We start from the raw sequence: 24,520 nt of genomic DNA, 5'->3' as shown, positions 1-24,520 counted from the left end.
ATTCGCCATGACCGCTTTTTCCCGCTTGCTGACCCCTGCCCTGCCCCTGCCGCTGGCGTGCGCGCTGCTGCTGGCCGGCTGCGCTGTCGGCCCCGACTACCAGCGCCCCGACGCGCCGCTGTCGGCATCGTTCAAGGAGGCCGCGGCCGACGCCGCCACACCCGCCTGGACCGGCGACTGGAAACCCGCCGAACCGCAGGATGCGCTGGCGCGCCCCGACTGGTGGACCGTGTTCGGCGATGCGCAGCTCGACGCGCTGATGGCCGAAGTGCAGGTCTCGAACCAGAACATCAAGGCCGCCGAGGCCCAGTACCGCCAGGCGGTGGCGTCGCTGCAGGCGGCCCGCGCCGGCTTCTTCCCGCTGGTCGATGCGCAGGCCGGCGCCTCGCGCGCGCGCAATGCCGGCGGCAACACCCTCAACGGGCAGAGCGCCACGCTGGGCGCGACCTGGGAGCTCGACGTCTGGGGCCGGGTGCGGCGCCAGGTCGAAAGCAGCGAGGCCAGCGCGCAGGCGAGCGAGGCCGACCTGGCCTCGACGCTGCTGTCGACGCAGGCCACGCTGGCGCAGAGCTACTTCCTGCTGCGCGTGGCCGATGCGCAGAAGGCGCTGCTGGACCGCACCGTGGCCGACTACCAGAAGTCGCTGCAGCTGGTGCAGAACCAGTACGCGGCGGGCACCGCGCAGCGCTCCGACGTGCTGCAGTCCGAGACCCAGCTCAAGAGCGCGCAGGCGCAGCAGATCGACATCCAGATCACGCGCGCGCAGGTGGAACATGCCATCGCCGTGCTGGTGGGCAAGCCGCCGGCGGCGCTGTCGCTGGCCGCCGGCGAGTTCCGCGCCGCGCCGCCGCGCGTGCCGGCCGCGGTGCCGTCGCAACTGCTGGAGCGCCGCCCCGACATTGGCGCGGCCGAGCGGCGCATGGCGTCGGCCAATGCACAGATCGGCGTGGCGCAGGCGGCCTACTATCCGACCCTGTCGCTGTCGGCCAGCGGCGGGCTGACCGCCAGCACGCTGGCGCGCTGGATGTCGCTGCCGGACCGGATCTGGTCGATCGGCGGCGGCCTCGCCGGCACGCTGTTCGATGGCGGCGCGCGCCGCGCGGCCAAGGCGCAGGCGGTGGCAGCCTACGACCAGACCGTGGCCAGCTACCGCCAGACCGTGCTGGGCGCGTTCCAGGAAGTCGAGGACAACCTCGCCGCGCAGCGGCTGCTGGAACAGGAAGCGGTGGTGCAGAACGACGCGCTGCGCTCGGCGCGCGAGGCGCTGGCGCTGGTGAACAACCGCTACCGCGCCGGCACCGCCGGCCTGCTGGACGTGCTCACGGCGCAGACCAGCGCCTACACCGCCGAGCGCACCGCGCTGTCGATTGCCGGGCGCCAGTACACCGCGGCGGTGGTGCTGATCAAGGCACTGGGCGGCGGCTGGCACGCGCAGCCGGCGAGCGCTGGTGGCAGCGACAGCGGGCAAGGCGCCGCGCCGGCCACCGTGGGGCAGCGCTAGGCGCCGCGCTGCGGCGCGCTCGGCAGCGGCTGCGCGCAGATGCGCTCGCGCAGCCAGGTGGCGGCCTTGCCCAGCGGCCGCTGCTTGTGCCACACCAGCTCCATCGCCACCGGCCAGTCCTGCTGCTGGAACGCCAGCGGCGGCGACACCAGCTGCGCCGCCGCGGGCGAATTGGCGACCACGTGCCACGGCACGAAGGCCCAGCCCAGGCCGCGCTTGACCAGTTCGACGATCACCCACTGGCTTTCCACCCACCACACGTCGGCGGCCACGCGCAGGCGCATTTTTTCCTCGCTGTCGGTGCGGGTCGCGACCATCAGCTGGCGGTAGCGCTTGAGCTCTTCCCAATCCACCCGCTGCGACGCCAGCGGATGGTCGGGCGCGCACAGGATCTGCATCGGCATCCAGCCGAGCGCATGGAAGCCCAGTTCCGGCGGCAGCACCTCCTGGCGCCACATGATGCCGAGGTCGGCGCCGCCCTCCAGCACCAGCCGGCTGACGTCCTCCATCAGCGGGAACAGCAGTTCCAGCTCCACCGCCGGGAAGCGCCCGGAAAATTCCACCAGCAGCGCCCCCAGCGTCTCTTCCGGATAGAGCTCGTCGACCGCCAGCACCAGCCGGGTCTCGACGCCCTCGCCCAGGCTCTTGGCCACGCCACGGAAATGCTCGCAGCGCTCCAGGATCACGCGTGCCTCGGCCAGCAGCCGTTCGCCGGCCGGGGTCAGCACCGGGTAGCGGCCGCTGCGGTCGAACAGCGCGTTGCCGGCGTCGATCTCGAGGTTGGACACCGCCGCGCTGACCACCGACTGGGCCTTGCCGAGCCGGCGCGCCGCGGCCGAGAAAGAGCCGGTGTCGGCCGCGGCGACGAAGGCCTGCAACTGCTCCAACGAGAGACTCACCCGTAACCCCACTCACTCATCTATCTGTCAAAGCGATAGTATCCAACTTGGCAATCCCTGCCCAGCAGATAGACTAGGCCCCATCGTCTTTGCCCGCAAGGAGAAACCATGCGCAAAACCTGGGACCGGATCCGCCATGCCGTTGGCTTCGAGGTGGTCGGCCTGCTGATCTTCGCCCCGCTGGCGAGCTGGGCCTTCGGCTATGAACTTCACCAGATGGGGCTGATCGGCGCGGTCGCCTCGCTGATCGCTACCGGCTGGAACTACCTCTACAACGTGCTGTTCGACAAGGGCATGCTGCGTTTCACCGGCCAGCTGCGCAAGTCGGTGCCGGTGCGCGTGCTGCACGCGCTGCTGTTCGAGCTGGGCCTGCTGGTGGTGTTCCTGCCGTCGGTGGCGTGGTACCTCGATATCAGCCTGGTCGACGCGCTCATCATGGACATCGCCGTGGCCGGCTTCTACATGGTCTACGCGCTGGTCTACAACTGGCTCTACGACATCGTGTTCCCGGTGCCGGCGCTCAAGGCCCAGGCCACCTCCCAAGCCAAGCCGGAAGGCGCCGCGCTGGGCTGAGCGCGGGTTTTTCCCGACCCCGGACGCCGTGCGCCGGGGTCTTTCCCGTCTTGCCGCCACCGGCCGAATCGTTATACTCCATAACAAATTCGGTTCGCCCGGGAGCGGCGCCGCGGGCGCGGCCCCGGCGCGACCTGTACGCGGGGAGACATCATGAAAATCGCAATCGCCGGGGGCGGCATCGGCGGGCTGACACTGGCGCTGCTGTGCCACCGCCATGGCATCGAGGCCGAGGTCTGGGAAGCCAGCGAAACGCTGCGCCCGCTCGGCGTTGGCATCAACCTGCTGCCGCACGCCGTGCGCGTGCTGTCCGAGCTGGGCCTGCGCGATGCGCTCGCCGCCATTGCCGTCGAGACCTCGTCGCTGTCGTACTACAACAAGCTGGGCCAGCGCATCTGGCATGAGCCGCGCGGGCTGGCCGCGGGCTATGACTGGCCGCAGTTCTCGATCCATCGCGGCGAATTCCAGATGCTGCTGCACCGCACCGTGGTCGAGCGCCTGGGGGCCGGCGCGGTCCATACCGGCCACAGCTTCGAGTCCGTGCTGGATACCGGCGCGCAGGGCCCCGCGCGCTTCGTGCTGCGCCGCCGCGCCGACAATGCCGCGGTCGAGTCCGGCGCCGACGTGCTGGTCGGCGCCGACGGCATCCATTCGGCGGTGCGCCGCCATTTCTATCCCCACGGCGACCTGCCGCGCTTCTCGCGCCGGCTGCTGTGGCGCGCGGTCACCGAGGCGCCGCCCTACCTGGACGGCCGCTCGATGTTCATGGCCGGGCACCAGGACCAGAAATTCGTCGCCTATCCCATCTCCGAACCGCTGCGCCGCCAGGGCCGCGCGCTGGTCAACTGGATCGCCGAGCTGCGCGTGCCCGACAGCGTGCCCGACACCCCGCCGCGCAGCGACTGGAACAAGCAGGTCGACAAATCCGTGTTCCGCGCCGCGTTTGCCGACTGGCGCTGGGACTGGATCGACATCCCCGCGCTGATCGACGGCGCCGGCGCCATCTACGAATTCCCGATGGTCGACAAGGACCCGCTGCCGCGCTGGACCTTCGACCGCGTCACGCTGCTGGGCGACGCCGCGCACCCGATGTACCCGATCGGCTCGAACGGCAGCGCCCAGGCCATCCTTGACGCGCGCTACCTGGTCGACAGCCTGCTCGGCACCCGCGACACCGGCTACGCGCTGCGCGAATACGAGGCCGAGCGCCTGCCGCGCACCGCCGGCATCGTGCTGCGCAACCGCATGAACGGGCCGGAGCAGGTGATGCAGCTGGCGGAGGAGCGCGCGCCGCAAGGGTTCGGCGATATCGAACAGGTGATTCCGCGCGCGGAGCTGGAAGCGATTTCGCTGCGATACAAGCAGCTGGCGGGGTTCGACCGGCAGTCGATGCAGGGCAAGGGCTAGCGAAACCTTGCTTCTGGCCGAGTGGGTACTCCTCTCCCCTCACGGGGAGAGGGCCGGGGTGAGGGGCGGTTTAGCAAGCGACCACAACAAACCGTTCCGACGGTTTTGTCCTGAGGCGCAAGCTGTCGACGCGCCTGCCCTCACCCCCTGCCCCGCTCCCGCAAGCGGGAGAGGGGGAGCAATCCAGCGGGATGGAAAACACATAAGATCATTCAGCATCGAGGAGAACAACCATGGCGTCCCACACCCCTGCCAGGCGCACCCGCCTCGCACTCGGCATCGCCCTAGCCTTCGCCGCCACCACCGCGCTCGCCGACATCACCGTCGGCGTCAGCCTGTCCACCACCGGCCCGTCCGCATCGCTCGGCATCCCGCAGAAAAACACGCTGGCCTACCTGCCGCAGCGGATCGGCGGCGAGCCGGTGCGCTACATCGTGCTGGACGATGCCTCCGATCCGACCCAGGGCGCCAAGGCGGCGCGCCGCTTCGTCGCCGAGGACAAGGTCGACATCATCCTGGGCTCGTCCGCGGTGGCACCGTCGATCGCGATTGCAGAGGTGGCCGACGAGGCCCAGACCGTGCAGCTGGCATTCTCGCCGATCGAGCTCAAGCCCGGGCGCGGCGCCTGGACCTTCCGGCTGGCGCAGCCGGTGCGGCTGATGGCCAATGCCGTGGCCGCCACCGCCAAAAACCAGGGCGTCAGGACCATCGGCTTTATCGGCTTTGCCGATGCCTACGGCGAGACCTGGCTGAAGGACTTCACCGCCGCCGCCACCGCCAACGGCATCCGCCTGATCGCCACCGAGCGCTACGGCCGCGCCGACACCAGCGTGACCGCGCAGGTGCTCAAGCTGATCGCCGCCAAACCCGATGCCATCCTGATCGCCGGCGCCGGCACCGGCGCGGCGCTGCCGCACACCACGCTGCGCGAGCGCGGCTACGGCGGCACCCTCTACCAGACCCACGGCGCGGCCACCAAGGACCTGATCCGCATCGGCGGGCGCCTGGTCAACGGCGCGATCCTGCCCGCCGGCCCGGTGATCGTGCCGGAGCAGCTGCCCGCCGGCGACCCGGTGCGCAAGCCCGGGCTGGACTACGTCACCCGCTATGAAAAGCAGTACGGGGCCGAGAGCCGCACGCAGTTCGGCGCCCATGCCTACGATGCCGGGCTGGTGCTGGAGCGCATCGTGCCGGTGGCGCTGAAGCAGGCGCGCCCCGGCACGCCGGCCTTCCGCCAGGCGCTGCGCCACGCGCTCGAGACCGAGCGCGACATCGTGGTCTCGCACGGGGTGCTGAACTTCAGTGCGCAAGACCACTATGGCTTTGACCAGCGCGGTCGGGTTATGGTGACAATAGAGAACGGCAACTGGAAACTGATCAAATGATTCCCGACGCATCCGCCACACCGCCCGCCACCCCCGCGCGGCGGGCCCGCACCGGCGCAGCGCCCGCGCGGCGCAGGACGCGCGATGCGCTGGCGCCCGACCCGGCCGCCGGCGACGGTGGCGGTGGCGGCTTCGACCCGCATGTGCCGAACATCGACTACGGCGTGCTCGACAACCTGGTCGGCTACGCCATCCGCCGCGCGCAGATCCGCATCTACGAAGACTTCGTGCAGTCGCTGGCGCAGTGGCAGATCACCCCGCCGCGCTTCTCGGCGCTGGTCATCATCTCGCGTAACCCGCACCTGAAGCTGACCGAGCTGGCGCAGATCCTGGGCATCGCGCGCTCGGGCGCGGTGCTGCTGGTGGATGCGCTCGAGGCCATGAAGCTGGTGGCGCGGCGCCCGGCCGCGGGCGACCGGCGCGCCTACAGCCTGGTGCTGACCCCGGCCGGGCGCCGCACGCTCGAAGCCGCCACGCAGGCAGTGGTAGCGCACGACGCCCACGTCAGCTCGGCGCTCGGCGAAACCGAGCAGGCCACGCTGAAAGCGCTGCTGGCACGGCTGGCGCCGCCGCGCGCCGGCTGAACCGCCGCGCCATCGTCACTGTCATCCGCTTGCGGGCGGCCATGCGTTAACATGGCCGCCATGCCAAGAACCCTCGCCGCGCCCACCGCAGCGCGACCCGGCGCGCTGCTGCGCCGCCTGTCGCCGCTGCTCTCGCCCCTCGTTGCCGCCGTGCTGCTGGCCGGCGGCCCGGCACTGGCACCGGCCTACGCCAAGCCGCCCACCAAGGCCGTCAAGGCGACCAAGGCCACCAGGCCCGCCAAAGCGCCGGAATCGGCCAAAGCCGCCAAAGCCGCAACCAAGGCCGCCGCCGATCCGGCGCTGCTCAGTGCCGGCGTGCCCGCCCCGGTGGCCGCGGCCCTGCGCCGCGCCGGCGTGCCGGCCGCGGCGGCCAGCTTCTACGTGGTGCGACTGGGCGACAGCAGCGCGCGCGCCAGCTGGAACGCGCAGCTGCCGATGAACCCGGCCTCGACCATGAAGCTGGTCACCACCTTCGCCGGCCTGCAGCTGCTGGGGCCCGACTACCGCTGGCAGACCTCGCTCTACGCCGACGCGCAACCCGGCGCCGACGGCACCGTCAACGGCAACGTCTACCTGCGCGGCCACGGCGATCCCAAGCTGGTGCCAGAGGAAATGGCCAAGCTGGTGGCGCGGGCGCGTGCCGCCGGCGCCAGCACCATCGACGGCGACCTGGTGCTGGATCGCAGCTACTTCGCCGATGGCCTGGACAGCAACGGCACCATCGACGGCGAGGTGCAGCGCGCCTACAACGTCGGCCCCGATGCGCTGCTGTACGCCTTCAAGACGCTGTCGTTCACGCTCACGCCGGACCCGGCCACGCAGACCGTGGCGGTCAGCGTCACGCCGGAGCTGGCGCAGCTCAAGCTGGACAACCGCCTGACGCTCACCAACGGCCGCTGCGGCGACTGGCAGAGCAGCGCCAGCCCGACCGTGCTGCCGCAAGCCGATGGCACCGTGCTGGCCTCTTTCTACGGCGACTATGCCAGCGACTGCGGCGAGCACGTACTCAATATCGCCACGCTGTCGCACGCGGAATTCACCTGGGGCGGCTTTGTCGCCGAGTGGCAGCGCGCCGGCGGGCGCTTTGCCCGCCTGCCCGCGCTGCGCAGCGGCAAGGTGCCGCGCGGCGCGGTGCTGCTGGCGCGCCACTACGGCCTGCCGCTGGCCGACATCGTGCGCGACATCAACAAGTTCTCGAACAACGTGATGGCGCGGCAGCTGTTCCTGACCCTCGGCGCCGAGATGGACCGCGGCGGGCCCGCCAGCACCGGGCGCTCGATCCGCGTGGTGCAGCGCTGGCTGGCACGCCAGGGGCTGGACATGCCGGGGCTGGTGCTCGACAACGGCTCGGGCCTGTCGCGCGCGGAACGCATCAGCGCCTATGACATGGCGCGCCTGCTGCAGCAGGCCGCGGCCAGCCCGGTCGGGCCGGTGCTGATCGATTCGCTGCCGGTGCTGGGCGTCGACGGCACGCTGCGCAACCGCCTGACCCGCGCCAGCGCGGCCGGCAGCGGCTACCTGAAAACCGGCACGCTGGCCGATGTGCGCGCGCTGGCGGGCTATGTCGATGCCGCCGAGGGCGGCCGCTACGTGGTGGTCAGCATGATCAACCACGCCAACGCCGCGCAGGCGCAGGAGGCGCACGACGCGCTGCTGCAGTGGGTGTACCGCGGGGCGCACTGACGCCGCCGCGGCCGGGCCGCGGCGCGGCGCCGTGGCCCGCCGCCAACGCCGGGGCGGCATTTTTTTAAGCGCTCGCTTACCAGCCCGCCATCCCACCCTATAATGCCAGGGTGCCGGCCGCGTCCTGCGGCGGCAGCCTTCCGGGCCGGCCTTCGGCCCCGGGTCGCATCGCCCCCGCTTCCTCTGACATGACTTCCCGACAACCCCCGGTGTGGTTGCGCCTCTGGCATCGCTTCGCACCGGCCGAACGCGCCGGCTTTATCGACGGCGCGCGCCGCTTTGCCCCGTCCCTGCCCGCGGTATTTTCCTGGGGCCTGGTCACCGGCGTGGCCATGAGCAAATCCGTGCTGACCGTGCCCGAGGCCATCGGCATGTCGCTGCTGGTCTACGCCGGCTCGGCGCAGCTGGCGGTGCTGCCGCTGTTCGCCGCGGGGCTGCCGCTGTGGACCATCTGGCTGACCGCGGCCATGGTCAACCTGCGCTTCGTCATCTTCAGCGCCGGCATGCAGCCGCATTTCAGCTACCTGACGCTGGCGCGGCGCACGGTGCTGGGCTTCTTCAACGGCGACCTGCATTTCGTCTACTTCCTGCAGAAGTACAGCACGCCCGGCTATGAGCCCGGCAAGGAAGGCTACTTCTGGGGCATGGCGCTGACCAACTTCTGCATGTGGCAGCTGTCGTCGATCATCGGCATCGTGCTGGCCAGCCTGTTCCCGGACAGCTGGGGGCTGGGGCTGGCCGGCACCATGGCGCTGATCCCGGTGATGATCGCCACCATCAATTCGCGCTCGACGCTGATGGCGGTGGTGATTTCGGCGGTGCTGGCGCTGCTGTGCTTCGACCTGCCGTACCGGCTCGGGCTGGTGGTGGCGGTGGTCGGCGCGATCGCGGCGGGCATGGCCAGCGATGAACTGGCGGCGCGGGCCGCGCTGCGCGGCATCCGGCGGCGCAGGCAGGCACCGCTCGCCAAGCCGGGGTCCGAGCCTGCCGACCTCCCGGGAGACCGCGCATGAGCCATACCGAAGTCTGGATCGCGCTGGTCGGCATGGCGGTCGTCACCGTGATCACGCGCGCGCTGTTCCTGATGGCCGGCGAGCACATCACCGTGCCGGACCGCATCCAGCGCGCGCTGCGCTATGCGCCGGCAGCCGCGCTGGCCGCCATCATCCTGCCGGACCTGATGACCTGGCAGGGGCATTTCACCGTGGCGTTTTCCAACTACAAGCTGATGGCCGGGGTGGCGGCGACGGTGTTCTACCTGCTGACCCGGAAGATGGTGGGGATGATTGCAGTGGGGATGGCGGTGTATACGGCGTTGCGGTTGTTGGGGGGGTAATGTTGACGGCAGCGTGCTAGCAGACGCCGGCCCTCACCCCGACCCTCTCCCGCCAGCGGGAGAGGGAGCACACCGGCGGTAATCAGAAGGAACCGAACTGGCTGACTGCATTGGAATGCCAGCGGTTTGCTCTCCTCTCCCGCTGGCGGGAGAGGGGCGGGGGTGAGGGCTGGCGTATCGACGAAGTCAGGCGTGCAGCAGGCAAGCCACCGCCCTACCCCCCGAACGCCGCCGCCGCCCGCTCAAGCCGGTCCCTTACCCCGGCCCAGTCCTGCCCTTCGGGCAATACCTCGAACACCAGCTGCGTATACCCCTGCCGGTCCAGCTTGCGCAGCAGCCGGTACAGCTCCTGCGCATAGGCGGCGGCATCGGCGGGCGCCTGCACCCAGGTGCAGCGCTGGTCCGCCAGCGGCGCGCGCCCGACCCATGCCACGCGGGCATCCGCCGGCAGCGCTTCCAGGCGCGCGGCGGCGGACTGCGCATCGGCCAGCAGCAGCGGCGTGTGCGGCGCGTAGTGTGCCTTCAGCGTGCCGGACGCGCGCGGCGCGGCGGCATCCGGCGGCAGCGGGGCTTCGCCCAGCACCTGCGCCAGCATCCCCACCGTGACCGCGCCCGGGCGCAGCAGCACCGGGCCGATGCCCTGGTCCAGCCGCGACAGGTCGACGATGGTCGATTCGATGCCGACCTCGACGCCATCGCCCTCCAGCACATAGACCGCGTCGCCGAATTCCTCGCGCACATGCTGCGCGGTGGTCGGGCTGACCTGGCCGAACTTGTTGGCGGAAGGCGCGGCAATGCCGCCGCGGCCGCGCTTGAAGCGCGCCAGCAGCGCCTGCGCCACCGGATGCGACGGACAGCGCAGGCCGATGCTGTCCTGCCCGCCGGCGACCGCGGCATCGATATGCGAAGCACGCTTCAGGATCAGCGTCAGCGGTCCCGGCCAGAACGCATCGATCAGCATCCGCGCAGCCTCGGGTACCTCGTCGGTCCAGTAGCTGATGTCCGCGCCATCGACCACGTGCACGATCACCGGGTGGTTGGACGGCCGTCCCTTGAGCGCGAAGATGCGGCCGACCGCCTCGGGATTCTCGGCGTCGGCGCCCAGCCCGTAGACCGTCTCGGTCGGGAAGGCAACCAGTTGCCCCGCCTCGAGCAGGCGGACGGCTTCATCCAGTTCGGCGGCCGTGGGCGTGCGCGGCGACATCGTATTCCTTCAAAGGTGGCGTGGCGGTCGGACGGAAATTCAGAGCGGGATGTGCAGCGCCTGCGCGGCCGCCCGGAACGCGGCGTCGGCGGCTTCGGCATGCTCGCCGATGCAGTTGACATGTCCCATCTTGCGCGACGGGCGCGCATCGCTCTTGCCGTACAGGTGCAGCTTGGCGCCGGGTTGCGCCACTACTTCGTCCCAGGCCGGGGTGCGCTCCAGCCCGAACTCGAACCACACATCGCCCAGCAGGTTCAGCATCTTGCCGGCCGAATGCTGGCGCGTGCTGCCCAGCGGCAGCCGTGCCATGGCGCGCACCTGCTGCTCGAACTGGCTGGTCTCGCAGGCGTCCATGGTGATATGGCCGGAATTGTGCGGGCGCGGCGCCATTTCGTTGGCGACCAGCGAACCGTCGGTGAGCACGAAGAACTCGATGCACAGCACGCCGACATAGCCCATTTCCGTGGCGATGGCGGCGGCCGCTGCGCGGGCGCGATCGGCGATCTCGGGCGAGACGCTGGTCGACGGCATCTCGGTCGAGAACAGGATGCCGTCGCGATGCACGTTCTCGGCCAGCGGCCAGGTCGCGGTGGCGCCGTCCGCGCCGCGCGCGGCCAGCACCGACACCTCGTACGCCAGCGGCAGCATCTGCTCCAGCACGCACGGCACGTGCTGCATCGCCTTCCACGCGGCACGCACGTCGTCGCGCGTCTTCACGCGCGCCTGGCCCTTGCCGTCATAGCCCATGCGCGCGGTCTTGAGGATGCCGGGCAGCACGTGGTCGGGCAGCTGGTCGACGTCGGCGTCGTGCTGGATCACCCAGTGCGGCGCGGTCGGCACGCCGGTGCGCTCGGCGCAGGCGGCGAAGAACTTCTTCTCGCCGATGCGGTTCTGCGCGATCGACACGCAGTAGCCGCGCGGCGCGACGAACGCACCCAGCTGCTCGAGCCGGTCCAGCGACAGCGACGGCACGTTCTCGAACTCGGTGCTGACCGCCTGGCACAGCTTGCCCATCTCGGCCAGCGCGGCCTCGTCGGTGTATGCCGCGCAGATGTGCCTGTCGGCGACCACGCCGGCCGGGCTGTCCTGGTCCGGGTCGAGCACGCACACGCGATAGCCCATCGCCTGCGCCGCATGCGTGAACATGCGGCCGAGCTGGCCGCCGCCCAGCATGCCCAGCCACGCGCCGGGCAGGATGGGCGCGTCGGGACGGTCGACGCCGAACTCGGCGCGCGATTCCGGCGTGTGGGCTTCGGAGAGGTAGGGATGGATATCGGTAGGCATTGCTCGGTTCCGTCAGGGTCCGGAGGGTTACAGCGGCAGCATTACAGCGGCAACGTCATGGCACGCGCGGCTTCGGTCTGCTTCGCGCGGAAGGCTTCCAGCGCCGAGGCCAGCGCGTCGTCGGTGGTCGCCAGCGTGGCGATGGCATGCAGCGCGGCGTTGGCGGCGCCCGCCTCGCCGATGGCAAAGGTGGCCACCGGCACGCCCTTGGGCATCTGCACGATCGACAGCAGCGAGTCCTCGCCGCGCAGGTATTTCGACGGCACCGGCACGCCGAACACCGGCACGATGGTCTTGGCGGCGATCATGCCCGGCAGGTGCGCGGCCCCGCCGGCACCGGCGATGATGGCGCGGATGCCGCGGCTGCGCGCGCTCTCGGCATAGCGGAACATGTCGTCGGCCATGCGGTGCGCGGACACCACCTGGGCTTCGAACGGCACGCCGAAATCCTTCAGCATCGCCACGGCGTGCTGCATCACGTCCCAGTCGGAGCTGCTGCCCATGACGACGCCGACCAATGGCTTTTCTTGCTTGCTCACGTTTGATCCTTGCTGGTTTGCTCCCCGCTCCCGCTGGCGGGAGAGGGGCGGGGTGAGAACCGGGCGCTTCTAGACGCGTGGTGCCTTGCCAAACCACCCCTCACCCTGCCCTCTTCCCATGAGGGGAGAGGGGAACACCGTTGGCTCTTGAAAGCCGGTGGCTACGAAATTACTTCAACTCTTCGCCCGTCAGGCGCGTCAGCGCCTCACGATACTTTGCCGCGGTCTTCTCGATCACGTCGTCCGGCAGCCTGGGCGCCGGTGCGGTCTTGGGCCACGGCTTGCCGTCGATGCGCACGGCCTCCAGCCAGTCGCGCACGAACTGCTTGTCGAACGACGGCGGGTTGGTGCCCACCTGGTACGAATCGGCCGGCCAGAAGCGCGACGAGTCGGCGGTCAGCACTTCGTCCATCAGCGTCAGCACGCCGTTGTCGTCGAGGCCGAACTCGAACTTGGTGTCGGCGATGATGATGCCGCGCGTGGCGGCGAACTCGGCCGCTTCCTTGTACAGGCGGATCGAGATCTCGCGCATCTGGCGCGCCAGCGCGATGCCGATGCGGGCCTCGACCTCGGCGAACGAGATGTTCTCGTCGTGCTCGCCCATCTCGGCCTTGGCCGCCGGCGTGAAGATCGGCTCGGGCAGCTTCTGCGCGTTCTGCAGGCCCGGCGGCAGCTCGATGCCGCACACCTTGCCGGTGGCCTGGTAGTCCTTCCAGCCGCTGCCGGCGAGGTAGCCACGCACCACGGCCTCGACCAGGATCGGCTTCAGGCGCTTAACCACGACCGCGCGGCCCCTGACCTGCTCCACTTCATCCGCCGCCACCACGGTCTCGGGCGCGATGCCGGTCTCGTGGTTCGGCACGATGTGCGCGAGCTTGCGGAACCAGAAGCTGGCCATCTGGTTCAGCACGCGGCCCTTGTCGGGGATCGGCTCGCCCATGATGACGTCGAACGCCGACAGGCGGTCGGTGGTGACGATCAGCAGCTTGTCGTTGCCGACGGCGTAGTTGTCGCGCACCTTGCCGTGGCCCAGCAGCGGCAGCGAGTTGATGGAGGACTGGTAGAGAGCGTTGGTCATGATGGTTCCGATAAAACGGCGAAGCCGCCGGGCGCTGGAAGCGTGCCGCGGCGGCCGGAACTGCAAGCCGCCTTCCCCTTGCGCGGAAGGCGGACACGGGACATTACTGCACGACCTGCGCCAGCTTGCCCGACTTGTACTGCTGCGCGATCTCGCTCAGCGCCACCGGCTTGATCTTGCCGGCCTGGCCTTCGCAGCCGAACGCCAGGTAGCGCGCCTTGCACACTTGCTTGGCGGCTTCGCGGGCCGGCTTCAGGTATTCGCGCGGGTCGAACTTGCTCGGGTTCTCGACGAAGAAGCGGCGGATCGCGCCGGTCATGGCCAGGCGGATGTCGGTGTCGATGTTGATCTTGCGCACACCGTACTTGATCGCTTCCTGGATTTCCTCGACCGGCACGCCGTAGGTTTCCTTCATGTCGCCGCCGAACTTGCGGATCTCTTCCAGCAGTTCCTGCGGCACCGACGACGAGCCGTGCATCACCAGGTGGGTGTTGGGGATACGGGCGTGGATTTCCTTGATGCGGTTGATCGCCAGGATGTCGCCGGTGGGCTTGCGGGTGAACTTGTAGGCGCCGTGCGAGGTGCCGATGGCGATGGCCAGCGCGTCGAGCTGGGTGGCCTTGACGAAGTCGGCGGCCTGCTCGGGGTCGGTCAGCAGCATGGAGTGGTCCAGCTTGCCTTCGGCGCCGATGCCGTCTTCCTCGCCGGCTTCACCGGTTTCGAGCGAGCCCAGGCAGCCCAGCTCGCCCTCGACGGTCACGCCGATGGCATGCGACAGCTGCACCACCTTGCGCGTCACGTCGACGTTGTATTCGTAGTCGGCCGGGGTCTTGCCGTCTTCGCGCAGCGAGCCGTCCATCATCACCGACGAGAAGCCCAGGTCGATCGCGGCCTGGCAGATCGCCGGCGACTGGCCGTGGTCCTGGTGCATCACCACCGGGATGTGCGGATAGGCTTCGACCGCGGCCTCGATCAGGTGGCGCAGGAAGTGCTCGCCGGCGTATTTGCGGGCGCCGGCCGAGGCTTGCATGATCACCGGAGCGTTGACCTCGTCGGCCGCCTGCATGATGGCCTGCACTTGCTCGAGGTTGTTCACGTTGAAGGCCGGCAGGCCGTAGCTGTTCTCGGCTGCGTGGTCCAGCAGCTGGCGCATCGAAACGAGTGGCATGTCTAACTCCTAAATGAAAATGGGATGTCTCGGTATTCTTCTGTCGGCGCTCAATGCCCCACCCTGACGATCTTCAGGGTGTTGGTACCGCCCGGCTGCCCCATCGGCTCGCCGATGGTCAGCACGATGAAATCGCCCCGCTGCACCACGCCCTGCGCCAGCAGCAGTTCCTCGGCCTGCTCCAGCGCGGTATCGCGGTCGGTGCTCGACTGCAGCGGCAGCGGCACCACGTTGCGGTACAGCTGCATCTTGCGCTGCGACGCCAGGTTGGGCGTCATCGCGTAAATCGGTACATGGATGCGGTGCCGGCTCATCCACAGCGCGGTCGCGCCGGAATCGGTCAGCGCCGCGATCGCCTTCACCTGCAAATGATAGGCGGTGAACAGCGCCCCCATCGCCACCGACTGGTCGATGCGCGAGAAGGTCTGGTTGAGGAAATCGGTGTCGAGCTGGACCACCTCGGACTTCTCGGCCTCGATGCAGACCGCGGCCATGGCCTCGACGGTTTCCACCGGATAGCGGCCCGCTGCGGTCTCGGCCGACAGCATCACGGCGTCGGTGCCGTCCAGCACGGCGTTGGCCACGTCCGAGACCTCGGCGCGGGTCGGCACCGGGTTGACGATCATGCTTTCCATCATCTGCGTCGCGGTGATGGTCAGCTTGTTGGCCTCGCGCGCCAGCCTGATCATGCGTTTCTGCAACGCGGGCACGGCGGCGTTGCCGACTTCCACGGCGAGGTCGCCGCGCGCCACCATGATGCCGTCGGAGGCCTGCAGGATTTCTTCCAGCACGCCCGGATGGATAGCCTCGGCGCGCTCGATCTTGGCGATCATGCGGGCCCGGTGGCCGTGCGGCTGGCCGGCCACGGCGGCCAGCTGGCGCGCCATTTCCATGTCGGTGGCGTTCTTGGGGAAGCTCACCGCGAGGTAGTCCGCGCCCAGGGCCATGGCGGTCTTGATGTCGTCCATGTCCTTGGCGGTCAGCGCCGGCGCCGACAGCCCGCCGCCCTGGCGGTTGATGCCCTTGTTGTTGGACAGCTCGCCGCCGACGCGCACGGTGGTGAAGATCTCGTTGCCCAGCACACGCTCGACCACCAGCACGATCAGGCCGTCGTTGAGCAGCAGCAGGTCACCCGGGCCGACGTCGCGCGGCAGGTCCTGGTAGTCCAGGCCGGCGCGCTCCTCGTTGCCGAGCTTGCAGTTGGAATCGAGGATAAAGGGCGCGCCCGCCTTGAGCAGCACCTTGCCGTGCTCGAACTTGCCCACGCGGATCTTGGGGCCTTGCAGGTCGGCCATGATGGCGACCTCACGCCCGCACGCCTGCGCCGCCTCGCGCACCAGCCGGGCGCGGTCGAGATGGTCCTGGGCGGTGCCGTGCGAAAAGTTCAGCCGCACCACGTCGACCCCCGCCGCGATCATGCGCGTCAGGATTTCCAGCGAACTGGAGGCGGGGCCGATGGTGGCGACGATCTTGGTGGAACGGGTCATGCGGGGTTTCCTGGTTTCAGCGCTCGATGGCCCGACGGCCGGTTGGCGCGACCGGCGGGCCCACGGCTCCGCCAGGCGCGGGCGGGTGCGTCAGCCTGCGGCGCGCTGCTCCAGCACTTCGAAGGCGGGCAGCGTCTTGCCTTCCAGGAATTCCAGGAACGCGCCGCCGCCGGTGGAGATATAGCCCACGCGGTCGGCGATGCCGTACTTGGCGATGGCGGCGAGCGTGTCGCCACCGCCGGCGATCGAAAACGCCTTCGATGCGGCGATGGCCTCGGCCAGCACCCGCGTGCCGTTGCCGAACTGGTCGAATTCGAACACGCCCACCGGGCCGTTCCAGACGATGGTGCCGGCAGCCTTGAGCTGCTCGGCCAGCAGCGCGGCGGTCTTGGGACCGATGTCGAGGATCATGTCATCGTCGGCGACGTCCTTGACGTCCTTGACGGTGGCCGCGGCGGTCGCGCTGAATTCCTTGGCGCAGACCACGTCGACGGGGATGGGCACCGAGGCGCCGCGCCGGGCCATGATGTCGATGATCGCCTTGGCGTCGCCGACCAGGTCGGCCTCGGCCAGCGACTTGCCGATCTTCAGGCCGGCGGCCAGCATGAAGGTGTTGGCGATGCCGCCGCCGACGACCAGGTTGTCGACCTTGTCGGCCAGCGACTTCAGGATGGTCAGCTTGGTCGAGACCTTGGAGCCGGCCACGATCGCCACCAGCGGGCGCGCGGGCTGGCCCAGCGCCTTGCCCAGCGCGTCGATCTCGGCGGCCAGCAGCGGGCCGGCGCAGGCGATCGGCGCGTATTTTGCGATGCCGTGCGTGGTGGCCTCGGCGCGGTGCGCGGTGCCGAAGGCGTCGTTGACGTAGACATCGCACAGGCGGGCCATCTTCTGCGCCAGCTCGTCGCTGTTCTTCTTCTCGCCCTTGTTGACGCGGCAGTTTTCCAGCAGCACCACCTGGCCGGGCGCCACTTCGACGCCGTCGACCCAGTTCTGCACCAGCCGGACCGGCTTGCCAAGCAGTTCGGACAGGCGCGCGGCGATCGGCGCCAGCGAGTCTTCGGGCTTGAACTCGCCCTCGGTCGGGCGGCCCAGGTGGGACGTGACCATCACCGCGGCGCCAGCGCCCAGGCAGGCTTCGATGGCGGGCACGGAGGCGCGGATGCGGGTGTCTTCGGTGATGTGGCCGGCGTCATCCTGCGGCACGTTCAGGTCGGCACGGATGAACACACGCTTGCCGGAGAGTTGGCCTTGGGAGATCAGATCGGAAAGACGCAGGACAGAGGTCATGACGGTGGATGGCGCGAGATTTCGCTGCGGACTCGGGGAAACCGGCATTTTACCTGAACGCGATCGGGGCTTTGCCGAATCCGGACCATGGCAGACCATGATGCGCCCCGCAAGGCACAAACCGGCCCGCGAGCCAGTGGGGACCGGCGCCCGCCGTGCCCGACTCCCCACCAAAGAAGGGGCGCTGGCGTTTTCCGCGAGACCCCCAAGTGCGGTAATGTACGCAACGTCTGCTACAACAGACACGCAATCACGCCAGAGCCGGTCACAAACGGCCAAGACCAGCGGCGGCCGACAAGAGGCTAACGATAGGGCCCACTGCAAGCAGCCAGAACAACAAAGCATGCCGGGGTGCGAGCGGACGCACCACCGGCGCCGCGCATTATTTGTCGCGAATGCAAGGGGTAAGTCAGATGAATGAAGCCGACATGCACGGAGCCATCCGCGGCTTGTACGAGGGCATTCTGGATCCCGTGGCCTGGCAGGACAGCCTGCGCACCCTGACCGGGCTGGCGGGGGCGGCACATGCCTCGATGATGGTCTGGGATACGGTGCGCGACCAAATCAGCGTCAACGAGATCGTCAACCCGGTGGTCGAGCTGTTCACCGAATACGAATCGGATTACCAGGCGATCGACCCGGCCAAGCAGTTCGCGCCGGGGCTGCGCCCGGGCGACTGGTATATCGACGCGCGCGAACTGGGCGAAGGCACCATGGCGCGCCATCCGTTCTACCGCGACTTTTTCCACCGCTATGGCCTGCGCTCCTACGTCGCCTGCCTGGTGGAGCGCCAGCCCCATTACGAAGTCTATTTCTCGATGCAGCGCGCACGCCGGCAGCCGCTGTTCTCCAGCGTCGACACCGGCGGCCTGGACTGGATCGTCCCGCATATGCGCAGCGCCATGGCGATGCGCGACCGCACCCTGGGTCTGACGGTGCTGGCGCGGCTGTCGACGCAGCTGGTGGAGCGGCTCAATTTCGCCCTGCTGGTGTTTTCGCCGCAGCGCCAGGTGCTGTTGTGCAACCGCGCCGGCGAACGCTGGGCGCGGCGGCTGGATCCGGCCGGCAAGGTCTCGGAGTGGACCCTGTCGCGCTCGTTCGCCGACATGGTCCAGGCCGCCTGCGACCCGCGCCACGCGGTGGCCGCGCAGGCGGCGAGCGCCACCAGCGGCGACGCCGGCGCGCAGGTCATCGTGCTGCCGCTGCCGCCCTCGCACGCCTTTGCCGCGCAGTGGCAGGAACCGGCCGCGCTGGTGATCGTGCATGAGCAGGACCGCGCGCCGCTGTTGCTTGGCCCGGTGCTGCGCGACCTCTACGGCCTGACGCCGGCCGAGACCCGGCTGAGCGTGCAGCTGGCCCACGGCCAGGGCCTGCCGGAAGCCAGCCAGCAGCTCGGCATCCGCCACGAAACCGCGCGCACGCAACTCAAGGCGGTATTCCACAAGACCGGCTGCAACAGCCAGGCCCAGCTTACGCATCTGCTCTCGCGCCTTGGCGCGGCGCTGGAACAGGGCTGAACACGCAAGCCCTGCAACGCGCCGGCGCCGCTGCGGCGGCACGCGCGCTGCCACGCGAGTAAAGTGCTAAAAATACAAGAAGTAAAAAGAAGGGAAGCCATGAGCGACACACAGATGCACGACACCATTCGCGCGCTGTACGAGGGAATTTTCGACGCCGATGCCTGGCAGCGCAGCCTGAGCGCGCTGTGCCAGGCCAGCGGCAGCAGCCACGCGCACCTGCTCGTGCTCGACACCGTGCACGAGCGCGTGCTAGTGCACCAGGAGGTCAACCCGATGCCCGAGGCCGTGGCCGCCTACCGCGAACAGTTCGCCGCGATCGACCCGGCGCTGCCGTTCGCGCGGCGCATGGCGGTGGGCAGCTGGTATATCGATTCGCGCGAGCTGGGGCCGCAGGTCATGCGGCAGTCGCCCTTCTACGGCGAGTTCCTGCGGCCGATCGAACAGTCGTCGGTGATGGCCTGCCTGATCGAGCGCCAGCCGCACTACGACGTGTTCCTGTCGCTGCAGCGCCCGAAGGGCCATGACCACTTTTCGCCCGAGGATGCGCGCGCGCTCGACTGGGCCATCCCGCACGTGCGCCAGGCCATGGCGCTGCGCGAACGCACCCACCAGGTGTCGGCGCTGGCGCATGCGTCGTCGCAGCTGATGGAGCGGCTGCCGTTCGGCGTGATCGTGTTCCGCGACGACGGCAAGCCGCTCATGGCCAACAGCATCGGCGAAACCTGGGTGCGCCGGCTGCTGCCGGCGGTATCGATCGAGAGCAGCGCCGCGGCGCCGCCGGCCGCGCGCGAGGATGGCGGCTGGACCCTGTCGCGCCCGTTCGCGGAGGCGCTGCGCGCGGTGAGCAACCCGGCCAGCGCGCAGCCGGCGCAGGCGCTGCGCGCCGTCGACGGCGCCGGCCGGCAGGCGCAGGTGATCCTGCTGCCGCTGCCCCCGGCGCATCACCTGGCGATGGACTGGCAGCGTCCCAGCGTGCTGGTGGCGATCCACGAACCAGGCGCCGGGCCGATGACGCTGCCGACGGTATTGCGCGACCTCTACGGCCTGACGCCGGCGGAGATCCGGCTGGCGCTGCAATTGTCCTCGGGCATCGGCCTGCCCGAGGCCTGCGAGCTGATCGGCATCCGGCGCGAGACTGGGCGCACCCAGCTCAAGGCGATCTTCACCAAGACCGGCACCGGCACGCAGGCGCAGCTGGCGCACCTGCTGACGCGGCTGGGCGTGCGCGCCTAGCGGCGCAGGCTGGCTCCGGCCGCGCTGGCGACGGATCCGCCGACCGTTCAGTCGATCGAAGCGCCCACGGTCTTGACCACGCCCGCCCACTTCTGGCGGTCGGCCTTCACCGTGGCCTTGAACTGCTCGACGGTCTCGACCCGCGGCGTGTTGCCGGCATCGATCAGCTTCTGGCGGATCGCCGGCGTTTCCAGCGCCACCTTGACCGCGTCATTGACCTTGCGCGCGATCTTCGGGTCCAGCCCCCTGGGCCCGAACAGGCCGAACCAGATGGTGCTGTTGAAGCCGGGCAGGCCGCTCTCGGCAATGGTCGGCACATCGGCAATCACCGGCACGCGCTGTTTGGTGGTCACGCCCAGCAGGCGCACCTTGCCGGCGCGGAACTGCGGCAGCACGCTCTGCACCTGGTTGAAGATGCAGCACACCTCGCCCTTCACCACCGCCTGCAGCGCGTCGGGGCCGCCCTTGTAGGGCACGTGCACCATGTCCAGCCCGGCGCGCGCATTGAACTCGGCAAACGCCAGGTGGGTGCCGGTACCGTTGCCGGTGGAGGCAAAGTTGTACTTGCCGGGATTGGCCTTGACCTTCTCGATGAACTCCCTGACCGACTTGACGTCGAGCACCGCCGGGTTGACGGTCAGCACGTTGGAGACCTCGACCAGCGGCGCGATCGGGGTGAAATCGGCGTCGGCATCGAACGGCAGGTTCTTGTAGAGCGCCGGGTTGATGCCGTGCGTGGCGGCGGTGCCGAGCAGCAGCGTATAGCCGTCCGGCTTGGCATGGGCCACCACCTCGGAGGCAACGTTGCCGCCGGCGCCCGGCCGGTAGTCATAGACGATGGTGGTCTTCAGCGACTTCTGCAGCGATTCCTGCAGCGTGCGGCCGACGATGTCGACGCCCGAGCCCGCGGTGAAGCCCATCAGGATCGTCACCGGCTGGGTCGGCCATTCGCCCTGCGCGTGGGCGGACAGGCTGGCCGTGCTTACCGCGGCGGCGGCGCACAGCGCGGCCACACGGACGGCGGAACGGAAGGTCAGGCGCGGAAGCAGGCGGGACGAATTGGGCATGGGGGCACCGTCGGTGAGTATCAGCAAAAAGCGTCAGCAGGAAAAATGCGGCCCGGCGCGGCGGGTCGGCGCGATGGCCGGGGTCTGAGCCCCGGGCCAGCGCAACAAGATAGCAAGGTTCCTGCCAAAACCAAACGACTGAGTTTGCCTGAAGGTATGCCGAGCGGGCATATGCCAACACCAGCCCACCTCGGCGCGGCCCGCGCCTCAGCGCCGCAGCAGTCCCACCAGTTCGTCGACATCCGGCAGCGGCGCGCCGGTGCCCGCGGCGCCCTCGTCGTCGGCCTCCAGCAGGCCGTCGGCGAGCGCGCGCTTGTCGCGGTGCAGCTCGACGATGCGCTCCTCGATGGTGCCCGCATGGATCAGCCGGTACACCGTGACCGGGCGCTGCTGTCCGATGCGGTGCGCGCGGCCCATGGCCTGGTCCTCGGCGGCGGGGTTCCACCACGGGTCGGCGATGATGACGTAGTCGGCCGCGGTCAGGTTCAGGCCGAAGCCGCCGGCCTTCAGGCTGATCAGGAAGACATCGCCCTCTCCCGCCTGGAATGCGGCCACGCGGCGCGTGCGCTCGGCCGCGGGGGTGGCGCCGTCCAGGTACTGCAGCGCCAGCCCGGCGCGCTCGAGCCCCTGGCGCAGCAACTGCAGGAAATCGACGAACTGGCTGAACACCAGGGTCTTGTGGCCGCTGGCGGCCAGCCCGCTGGCCAGCTCGACGAAGGCGCGCACCTTGGCGCCCTCGCTCAGCTGCCCGCTCACTTCGGGCGTGACCAGGCGCGGATCGCAGGCAGCGCGGCGCAGCCGCATCAGCTGCGCCAGCACGTGCAGGCGCGCCTGCGCCTGGTGCTGGGCCTGCGCCAGCGCCCGTGCCCTGGCGCCGGCGGGGGCATCGCGGGTGGCCTTGCGCGCGGCCTCGACGCGTGCCAGCGCGGCCTCGGCGTCGCTCTGGGCCTGGCGGCGCAGCGCCTCGTAGTGCGCCGCCTCGACCGGCCCGGGCTCGACCCGGATCACCAGCTCGGTCCGCGGCGGCAGCTCGTCCAGCACCTGCGCCTTGGTCCGGCGCAGCACGAACGGCGCGATCATGCGGCGCAGCCGCAGGCGCGCCTCGCGGCTGCCGGCGCGTTCGATCGGGTTGGCAAAATGCTCGTTGAAGCGGGCCAGCGAGCCCAGCAGCCCCGGATTGCAGAACCGCATCACCGACCACAGCTCGGCCAGCCGGTTCTCCACCGGGGTGCCGGTCAGCGCCATGCGGAAGTCCGACGGTAGCGCGAACAGCGCCTGCGCCCGCCGCGTGACCGCGTTCTTGAAGGCCTGCGCCTCGTCGGCCACCACGGTATGCCAGGCGCGCGCGCAGAAGTCCCCGCTGGCCTGCTGCAGCAGTGTGTACGAGACGATCACCAGGTCATGCGGCCCGGCCTGCGCCAGCAGCGCCTCGCGGTCGCCCTCGGCATAGACATGAACGTCAAGAGTGGGCGCGAAGCGCCGCGCCTCGGCGGCCCAGTTGCCGCACACCGAGGTCGGCGCGATCACCAGCGCCGCGCCGCCGCCGGCGCGTGCAACCAGCACCGCCAGCGCCTGCAGGGTCTTGCCCAGGCCCATGTCGTCGGCCAGGCAGGCGCCCAGGCCGGCGGAGGCCAGCGTCATGGCCCAGCGGTAGCCCGCTTCCTGGTAGGGGCGCAGCTCGGCCGCGAGCGTGGCCGGCAGCGCGATCTCTGCCTCGCGCGCGGCGCGCAGCCGGGCGATGCGCGCGCGGAAATGCGCATCGGGATCGACACCCGCGCCGGCCAGCACGTCATCCAGCCACGGCGTGGCCATCTGCGGCACGCGGATACCGTCACGGGTGCCATCCGCAAAGCGCTCGCCCACGCCGGCAAGATCGCGCAGCCGGCCGCGCAGCACCTGCGTCAGCGCCACATAGACCCCCTGCCCCATCGGCACGAAGCGCCCGGCATGGCTGCCGGTCCAGTCGATCAGCTTGCCCAGTTCCAGCACCAGCCCCTCGGCCACGCGCAGCTCGCCCGCCAGCTTGTACCACGCGCCGCGGCTCTCGATCTGCACGCCCAGCTGCGGCAGGTCGGCGGGCAGCACGCGCAGTGCCTTGCCGCGCGGCCATTCGACCGCCTGCACCGCGGCCAGCGCGGGCAGCGCCTCGACCACTGCAAGCGCCTCCTCGGGATCGTCCAGCGACCAGCTGTACTCGCCGCCCGGCGGCGACAGCGCCACCAGTTGCGGCAGCGCGGCGAAGACCTCGGCCACGCCGGCGAGTTCGGCGTCGAGATCGCGCCAGGTCGACAGGGTCTCGCCGCGCACCGTGGCCATCAGCCGTTCGCGCCCGGCGCCCGGCGCCAGCCGCGGCCCCAGCGGGCCCAGCGGCGTCACCACCAGCCGCAGCGAGATGCCGCGCCCCACCGGCGCCACTTCGGCGCGCAAGCGTGCCTCGGCCTCGACCGCGCGCGTGCCGGCCGCGGCATCGGCCTGGATCTGGAACTGGCCGGCCAGTGCGCGCAGGGTCTGGTCGAGCACGGCGTGGCCCTCCTCGGGAATCGCCAGGCCATGGCCGATCAGCCGCGCGGCCTCGAACTGCGCCGGGGTATAGCGGATCAGCCGCAGCCGGTGCGGGCCGTCGCGCACCAGCGTGAGCTGGCGCAGCGCCTCGGCCTCCTGCCGCGCGGCGGCGGGCAGCAGCGCCTCCAGCGCCGGCGCCTCGCGCAGCGGCGGGAACAGGCGCAGCACGTAGCGGCCGGCGCTGCGCACCGCCTCCAGCGCCGGCGGGTCTTCAACCACCTCCAGCGTCTGCGTGGGCGCGTGGGCCAGCACCACGCCCGGGTGCCCGGCCAGCGCCATCAACGCCATGGCGCGGTCGAGCACGTAGCGCCGGTGGTGCGAGGCGTCGCGGCGAATGGCGCGCGCCACGCGCGCATCCCACGGCTCCAGCCGGTCGTCCTCGGCGACGCGCGCCAGCGGCACTGGCCGGGGCTTGCCCCAGCCCTTCGGGCCGCGCACCTGCTCCAGCGGCTCGATCGTGCCGGGGGCGCCGTCGGCGTCCAGCGTCAGCGCCCACAGCACGCGCCGCGTGCGCTGGGCCGCGCCAGCCGCGCCTTCCGGAACGGTGCCGGCGAGCGCGCGCAGCGCGTCCAGCGCCTGCTGCCAGCCGGCTTCCGGCGCCGGCGCGCCAGGGGCGTCCGGCAGTGCGTCAGGCTGGCGGTCGGGGCTGGAATGTGGGCTCGGAGGCACGGCTTGCGGGAAAGGTCGGTGGAGGGGGTGCACGGCCGCGTTGGCGGCCCGCCG

20 protein-coding genes are annotated in these 24,520 nt (G+C 70.2%); 10 read left to right on the top strand and 10 right to left on the bottom strand.

The genetic code is table 11. The annotated features are described in order from the left end of the window. The first annotated feature begins 7 nt into the window (after positions 1-7). Positions 8-1,501, top strand: a complete 1,494-nt coding sequence (locus A3AG_RS0129620; protein ID WP_018008892.1) for an efflux transporter outer membrane subunit — start codon at positions 8-10, stop codon at positions 1,499-1,501. Here the strand turns inward: A3AG_RS0129620 and A3AG_RS0129615 are convergent. Beyond that, positions 1,498-2,400 (bottom strand): LysR family transcriptional regulator, encoded by a 903-nt coding sequence (locus tag A3AG_RS0129615; protein ID WP_018008891.1) that lies wholly within the window; start codon positions 2,398-2,400, stop codon positions 1,498-1,500. The two genes, A3AG_RS0129620 and A3AG_RS0129615, sit on opposite strands and share 4 nt — an antisense overlap. Before the next feature lie 108 nt (positions 2,401-2,508). Between A3AG_RS0129615 and A3AG_RS0129610 the strand changes: the two genes are divergently transcribed. From A3AG_RS0129610 to A3AG_RS0129580, 7 genes are all read left to right on the top strand, one after another. Beyond that, positions 2,509-2,973, top strand: coding sequence for a PACE efflux transporter (locus tag A3AG_RS0129610; RefSeq protein WP_018008890.1), 465 nt, complete (start codon positions 2,509-2,511; stop codon positions 2,971-2,973). A 153-nt stretch (positions 2,974-3,126) separates the two neighbouring features. Further along, positions 3,127-4,380, top strand: coding sequence for a flavin-dependent oxidoreductase (locus tag A3AG_RS0129605; RefSeq protein WP_018008889.1), 1,254 nt, complete (start codon positions 3,127-3,129; stop codon positions 4,378-4,380). A gap of 233 nt (positions 4,381-4,613) precedes the next feature. Then, on the top strand, positions 4,614-5,765 hold the full coding sequence (locus A3AG_RS0129600) for an ABC transporter substrate-binding protein (RefSeq protein ID WP_018008888.1): 1,152 nt from the start codon (positions 4,614-4,616) through the stop codon (positions 5,763-5,765). Further along, on the top strand, positions 5,762-6,349 hold the full coding sequence (locus A3AG_RS0129595) for a MarR family winged helix-turn-helix transcriptional regulator (protein WP_018008887.1): 588 nt from the start codon (positions 5,762-5,764) through the stop codon (positions 6,347-6,349). The genes A3AG_RS0129600 and A3AG_RS0129595 overlap by 4 nt, the downstream gene beginning before the upstream one ends. A 51-nt stretch (positions 6,350-6,400) precedes the next feature. Further along, positions 6,401-8,032 carry a D-alanyl-D-alanine carboxypeptidase/D-alanyl-D-alanine endopeptidase gene (gene dacB, locus A3AG_RS0129590; protein ID WP_018008886.1) on the top strand — a complete coding sequence of 544 codons (1,632 nt, stop codon included), beginning with the start codon at positions 6,401-6,403 and terminating at the stop codon, positions 8,030-8,032. Between the two features lie 188 nt (positions 8,033-8,220). Beyond that, on the top strand, positions 8,221-9,045 hold the full coding sequence (locus A3AG_RS0129585; protein WP_018008885.1) for an AzlC family ABC transporter permease: 825 nt from the start codon (positions 8,221-8,223) through the stop codon (positions 9,043-9,045). Further along, entirely contained in the window at positions 9,042-9,368 is a 327-nt protein-coding gene (locus A3AG_RS0129580) for an AzlD domain-containing protein (RefSeq protein ID WP_018008884.1), read from the top strand. Before A3AG_RS0129585 ends, A3AG_RS0129580 begins: the two co-directional genes overlap by 4 nt. A gap of 214 nt (positions 9,369-9,582) precedes the next feature. Here the strand turns inward: A3AG_RS0129580 and A3AG_RS0129575 are convergent, their stop codons facing one another. The 7 genes from A3AG_RS0129575 to A3AG_RS0129545 all read right to left on the bottom strand — a co-directional run bounded on the left by A3AG_RS0129575 (position 9,583) and on the right by A3AG_RS0129545 (position 17,415). Further along, positions 9,583-10,572 carry an L-threonylcarbamoyladenylate synthase gene (locus tag A3AG_RS0129575; protein WP_018008883.1) on the bottom strand — a complete coding sequence of 330 codons (990 nt, stop codon included), beginning with the start codon at positions 10,570-10,572 and terminating at the stop codon, positions 9,583-9,585. A gap of 39 nt (positions 10,573-10,611) precedes the next feature. Beyond that, positions 10,612-11,856 (bottom strand): 5-(carboxyamino)imidazole ribonucleotide synthase, encoded by a 1,245-nt coding sequence (locus A3AG_RS0129570; RefSeq protein ID WP_018008882.1) that lies wholly within the window; start codon positions 11,854-11,856, stop codon positions 10,612-10,614. 41 nt (positions 11,857-11,897) lie between these two features. Beyond that, the gene (purE, locus tag A3AG_RS0129565) at positions 11,898-12,395 is read right to left on the bottom strand and encodes a 5-(carboxyamino)imidazole ribonucleotide mutase (RefSeq protein WP_018008881.1); all 498 of its coding nucleotides are present in this window, start codon (positions 12,393-12,395) and stop codon (positions 11,898-11,900) included. 169 nt (positions 12,396-12,564) lie between these two features. Beyond that, positions 12,565-13,473, bottom strand: coding sequence for a phosphoribosylaminoimidazolesuccinocarboxamide synthase (locus A3AG_RS0129560; RefSeq protein WP_018008880.1), 909 nt, complete (start codon positions 13,471-13,473; stop codon positions 12,565-12,567). 103 nt (positions 13,474-13,576) lie between these two features. Further along, positions 13,577-14,641 carry a class II fructose-bisphosphate aldolase gene (fba, locus tag A3AG_RS0129555; protein ID WP_018008879.1) on the bottom strand — a complete coding sequence of 355 codons (1,065 nt, stop codon included), beginning with the start codon at positions 14,639-14,641 and terminating at the stop codon, positions 13,577-13,579. Between the two features lie 50 nt (positions 14,642-14,691). After that, the gene (gene pyk / locus A3AG_RS0129550; RefSeq protein WP_018008878.1) at positions 14,692-16,128 is read right to left on the bottom strand and encodes a pyruvate kinase; all 1,437 of its coding nucleotides are present in this window, start codon (positions 16,126-16,128) and stop codon (positions 14,692-14,694) included. Positions 16,129-16,218: 90 nt separating this feature from the next. Further along, on the bottom strand, positions 16,219-17,415 hold the full coding sequence (locus A3AG_RS0129545; RefSeq protein ID WP_018008877.1) for a phosphoglycerate kinase: 1,197 nt from the start codon (positions 17,413-17,415) through the stop codon (positions 16,219-16,221). Positions 17,416-17,828: 413 nt separating this feature from the next. On the opposite strand from A3AG_RS0129545, the gene A3AG_RS0129540 reads away from it, so the two are divergent. Together A3AG_RS0129540 and A3AG_RS0129535 are read left to right on the top strand one after the other, a co-directional pair. Beyond that, the gene (locus A3AG_RS0129540; RefSeq protein ID WP_018008876.1) at positions 17,829-18,932 is read left to right on the top strand and encodes a helix-turn-helix transcriptional regulator; all 1,104 of its coding nucleotides are present in this window, start codon (positions 17,829-17,831) and stop codon (positions 18,930-18,932) included. A 99-nt stretch (positions 18,933-19,031) separates the two neighbouring features. Then, positions 19,032-20,168 carry a helix-turn-helix transcriptional regulator gene (locus A3AG_RS0129535; RefSeq protein ID WP_018008875.1) on the top strand — a complete coding sequence of 379 codons (1,137 nt, stop codon included), beginning with the start codon at positions 19,032-19,034 and terminating at the stop codon, positions 20,166-20,168. 47 nt (positions 20,169-20,215) lie between these two features. On the opposite strand, the gene A3AG_RS0129530 is transcribed toward A3AG_RS0129535, so the two are convergent. Both A3AG_RS0129530 and A3AG_RS0129525 read right to left on the bottom strand, forming a co-directional pair. Beyond that, the gene (locus tag A3AG_RS0129530; protein ID WP_018008874.1) at positions 20,216-21,235 is read right to left on the bottom strand and encodes a Bug family tripartite tricarboxylate transporter substrate binding protein; all 1,020 of its coding nucleotides are present in this window, start codon (positions 21,233-21,235) and stop codon (positions 20,216-20,218) included. A gap of 207 nt (positions 21,236-21,442) precedes the next feature. Beyond that, positions 21,443-24,466: a DEAD/DEAH box helicase gene (locus A3AG_RS0129525; RefSeq protein ID WP_018008873.1), complete on the bottom strand. Its 3,024-nt coding sequence runs from the start codon at positions 24,464-24,466 to the stop codon at positions 21,443-21,445. Positions 24,467-24,520 lie beyond the last annotated feature (54 nt).

The organism is Cupriavidus neocaledonicus (genome assembly GCF_000372525.1).
Lineage (GTDB): Bacteria > Pseudomonadota > Gammaproteobacteria > Burkholderiales > Burkholderiaceae > Cupriavidus > Cupriavidus neocaledonicus.
This window is presented reverse-complemented; position numbering and strand designations above follow the sequence as displayed.

Bases quoted from the DNA above. Each gene is read 5' to 3' on its own strand.
- A3AG_RS0129605 (WP_018008889.1), top strand. From the start codon at position 3,127: ATGAAAATCGCAATCGCCGGGGGCGGCATCGGCGGGCTGACACTGGCG.
- A3AG_RS0129620 (WP_018008892.1), top strand. From the start codon at position 8: ATGACCGCTTTTTCCCGCTTGCTGACCCCTGCCCTGCCCCTGCCGCTG.
- A3AG_RS0129530 (WP_018008874.1), bottom strand. From the start codon at position 21,235: ATGCCCAATTCGTCCCGCCTGCTTCCGCGCCTGACCTTCCGTTCCGCC.
- A3AG_RS0129600 (WP_018008888.1), top strand. From the start codon at position 4,614: ATGGCGTCCCACACCCCTGCCAGGCGCACCCGCCTCGCACTCGGCATC.
- A3AG_RS0129570 (WP_018008882.1), bottom strand. From the start codon at position 11,856: ATGCCTACCGATATCCATCCCTACCTCTCCGAAGCCCACACGCCGGAA.
- pyk (WP_018008878.1), bottom strand. From the start codon at position 16,128: ATGACCCGTTCCACCAAGATCGTCGCCACCATCGGCCCCGCCTCCAGT.
- A3AG_RS0129545 (WP_018008877.1), bottom strand. From the start codon at position 17,415: ATGACCTCTGTCCTGCGTCTTTCCGATCTGATCTCCCAAGGCCAACTC.
- A3AG_RS0129540 (WP_018008876.1), top strand. From the start codon at position 17,829: ATGAATGAAGCCGACATGCACGGAGCCATCCGCGGCTTGTACGAGGGC.
- A3AG_RS0129575 (WP_018008883.1), bottom strand. From the start codon at position 10,572: ATGTCGCCGCGCACGCCCACGGCCGCCGAACTGGATGAAGCCGTCCGC.
- A3AG_RS0129535 (WP_018008875.1), top strand. From the start codon at position 19,032: ATGAGCGACACACAGATGCACGACACCATTCGCGCGCTGTACGAGGGA.
- A3AG_RS0129560 (WP_018008880.1), bottom strand. From the start codon at position 13,473: ATGACCAACGCTCTCTACCAGTCCTCCATCAACTCGCTGCCGCTGCTG.
- dacB (WP_018008886.1), top strand. From the start codon at position 6,401: ATGGCCGCCATGCCAAGAACCCTCGCCGCGCCCACCGCAGCGCGACCC.
- A3AG_RS0129595 (WP_018008887.1), top strand. From the start codon at position 5,762: ATGATTCCCGACGCATCCGCCACACCGCCCGCCACCCCCGCGCGGCGG.
- A3AG_RS0129585 (WP_018008885.1), top strand. From the start codon at position 8,221: ATGACTTCCCGACAACCCCCGGTGTGGTTGCGCCTCTGGCATCGCTTC.
- A3AG_RS0129580 (WP_018008884.1), top strand. From the start codon at position 9,042: ATGAGCCATACCGAAGTCTGGATCGCGCTGGTCGGCATGGCGGTCGTC.
- A3AG_RS0129610 (WP_018008890.1), top strand. From the start codon at position 2,509: ATGCGCAAAACCTGGGACCGGATCCGCCATGCCGTTGGCTTCGAGGTG.
- fba (WP_018008879.1), bottom strand. From the start codon at position 14,641: ATGCCACTCGTTTCGATGCGCCAGCTGCTGGACCACGCAGCCGAGAAC.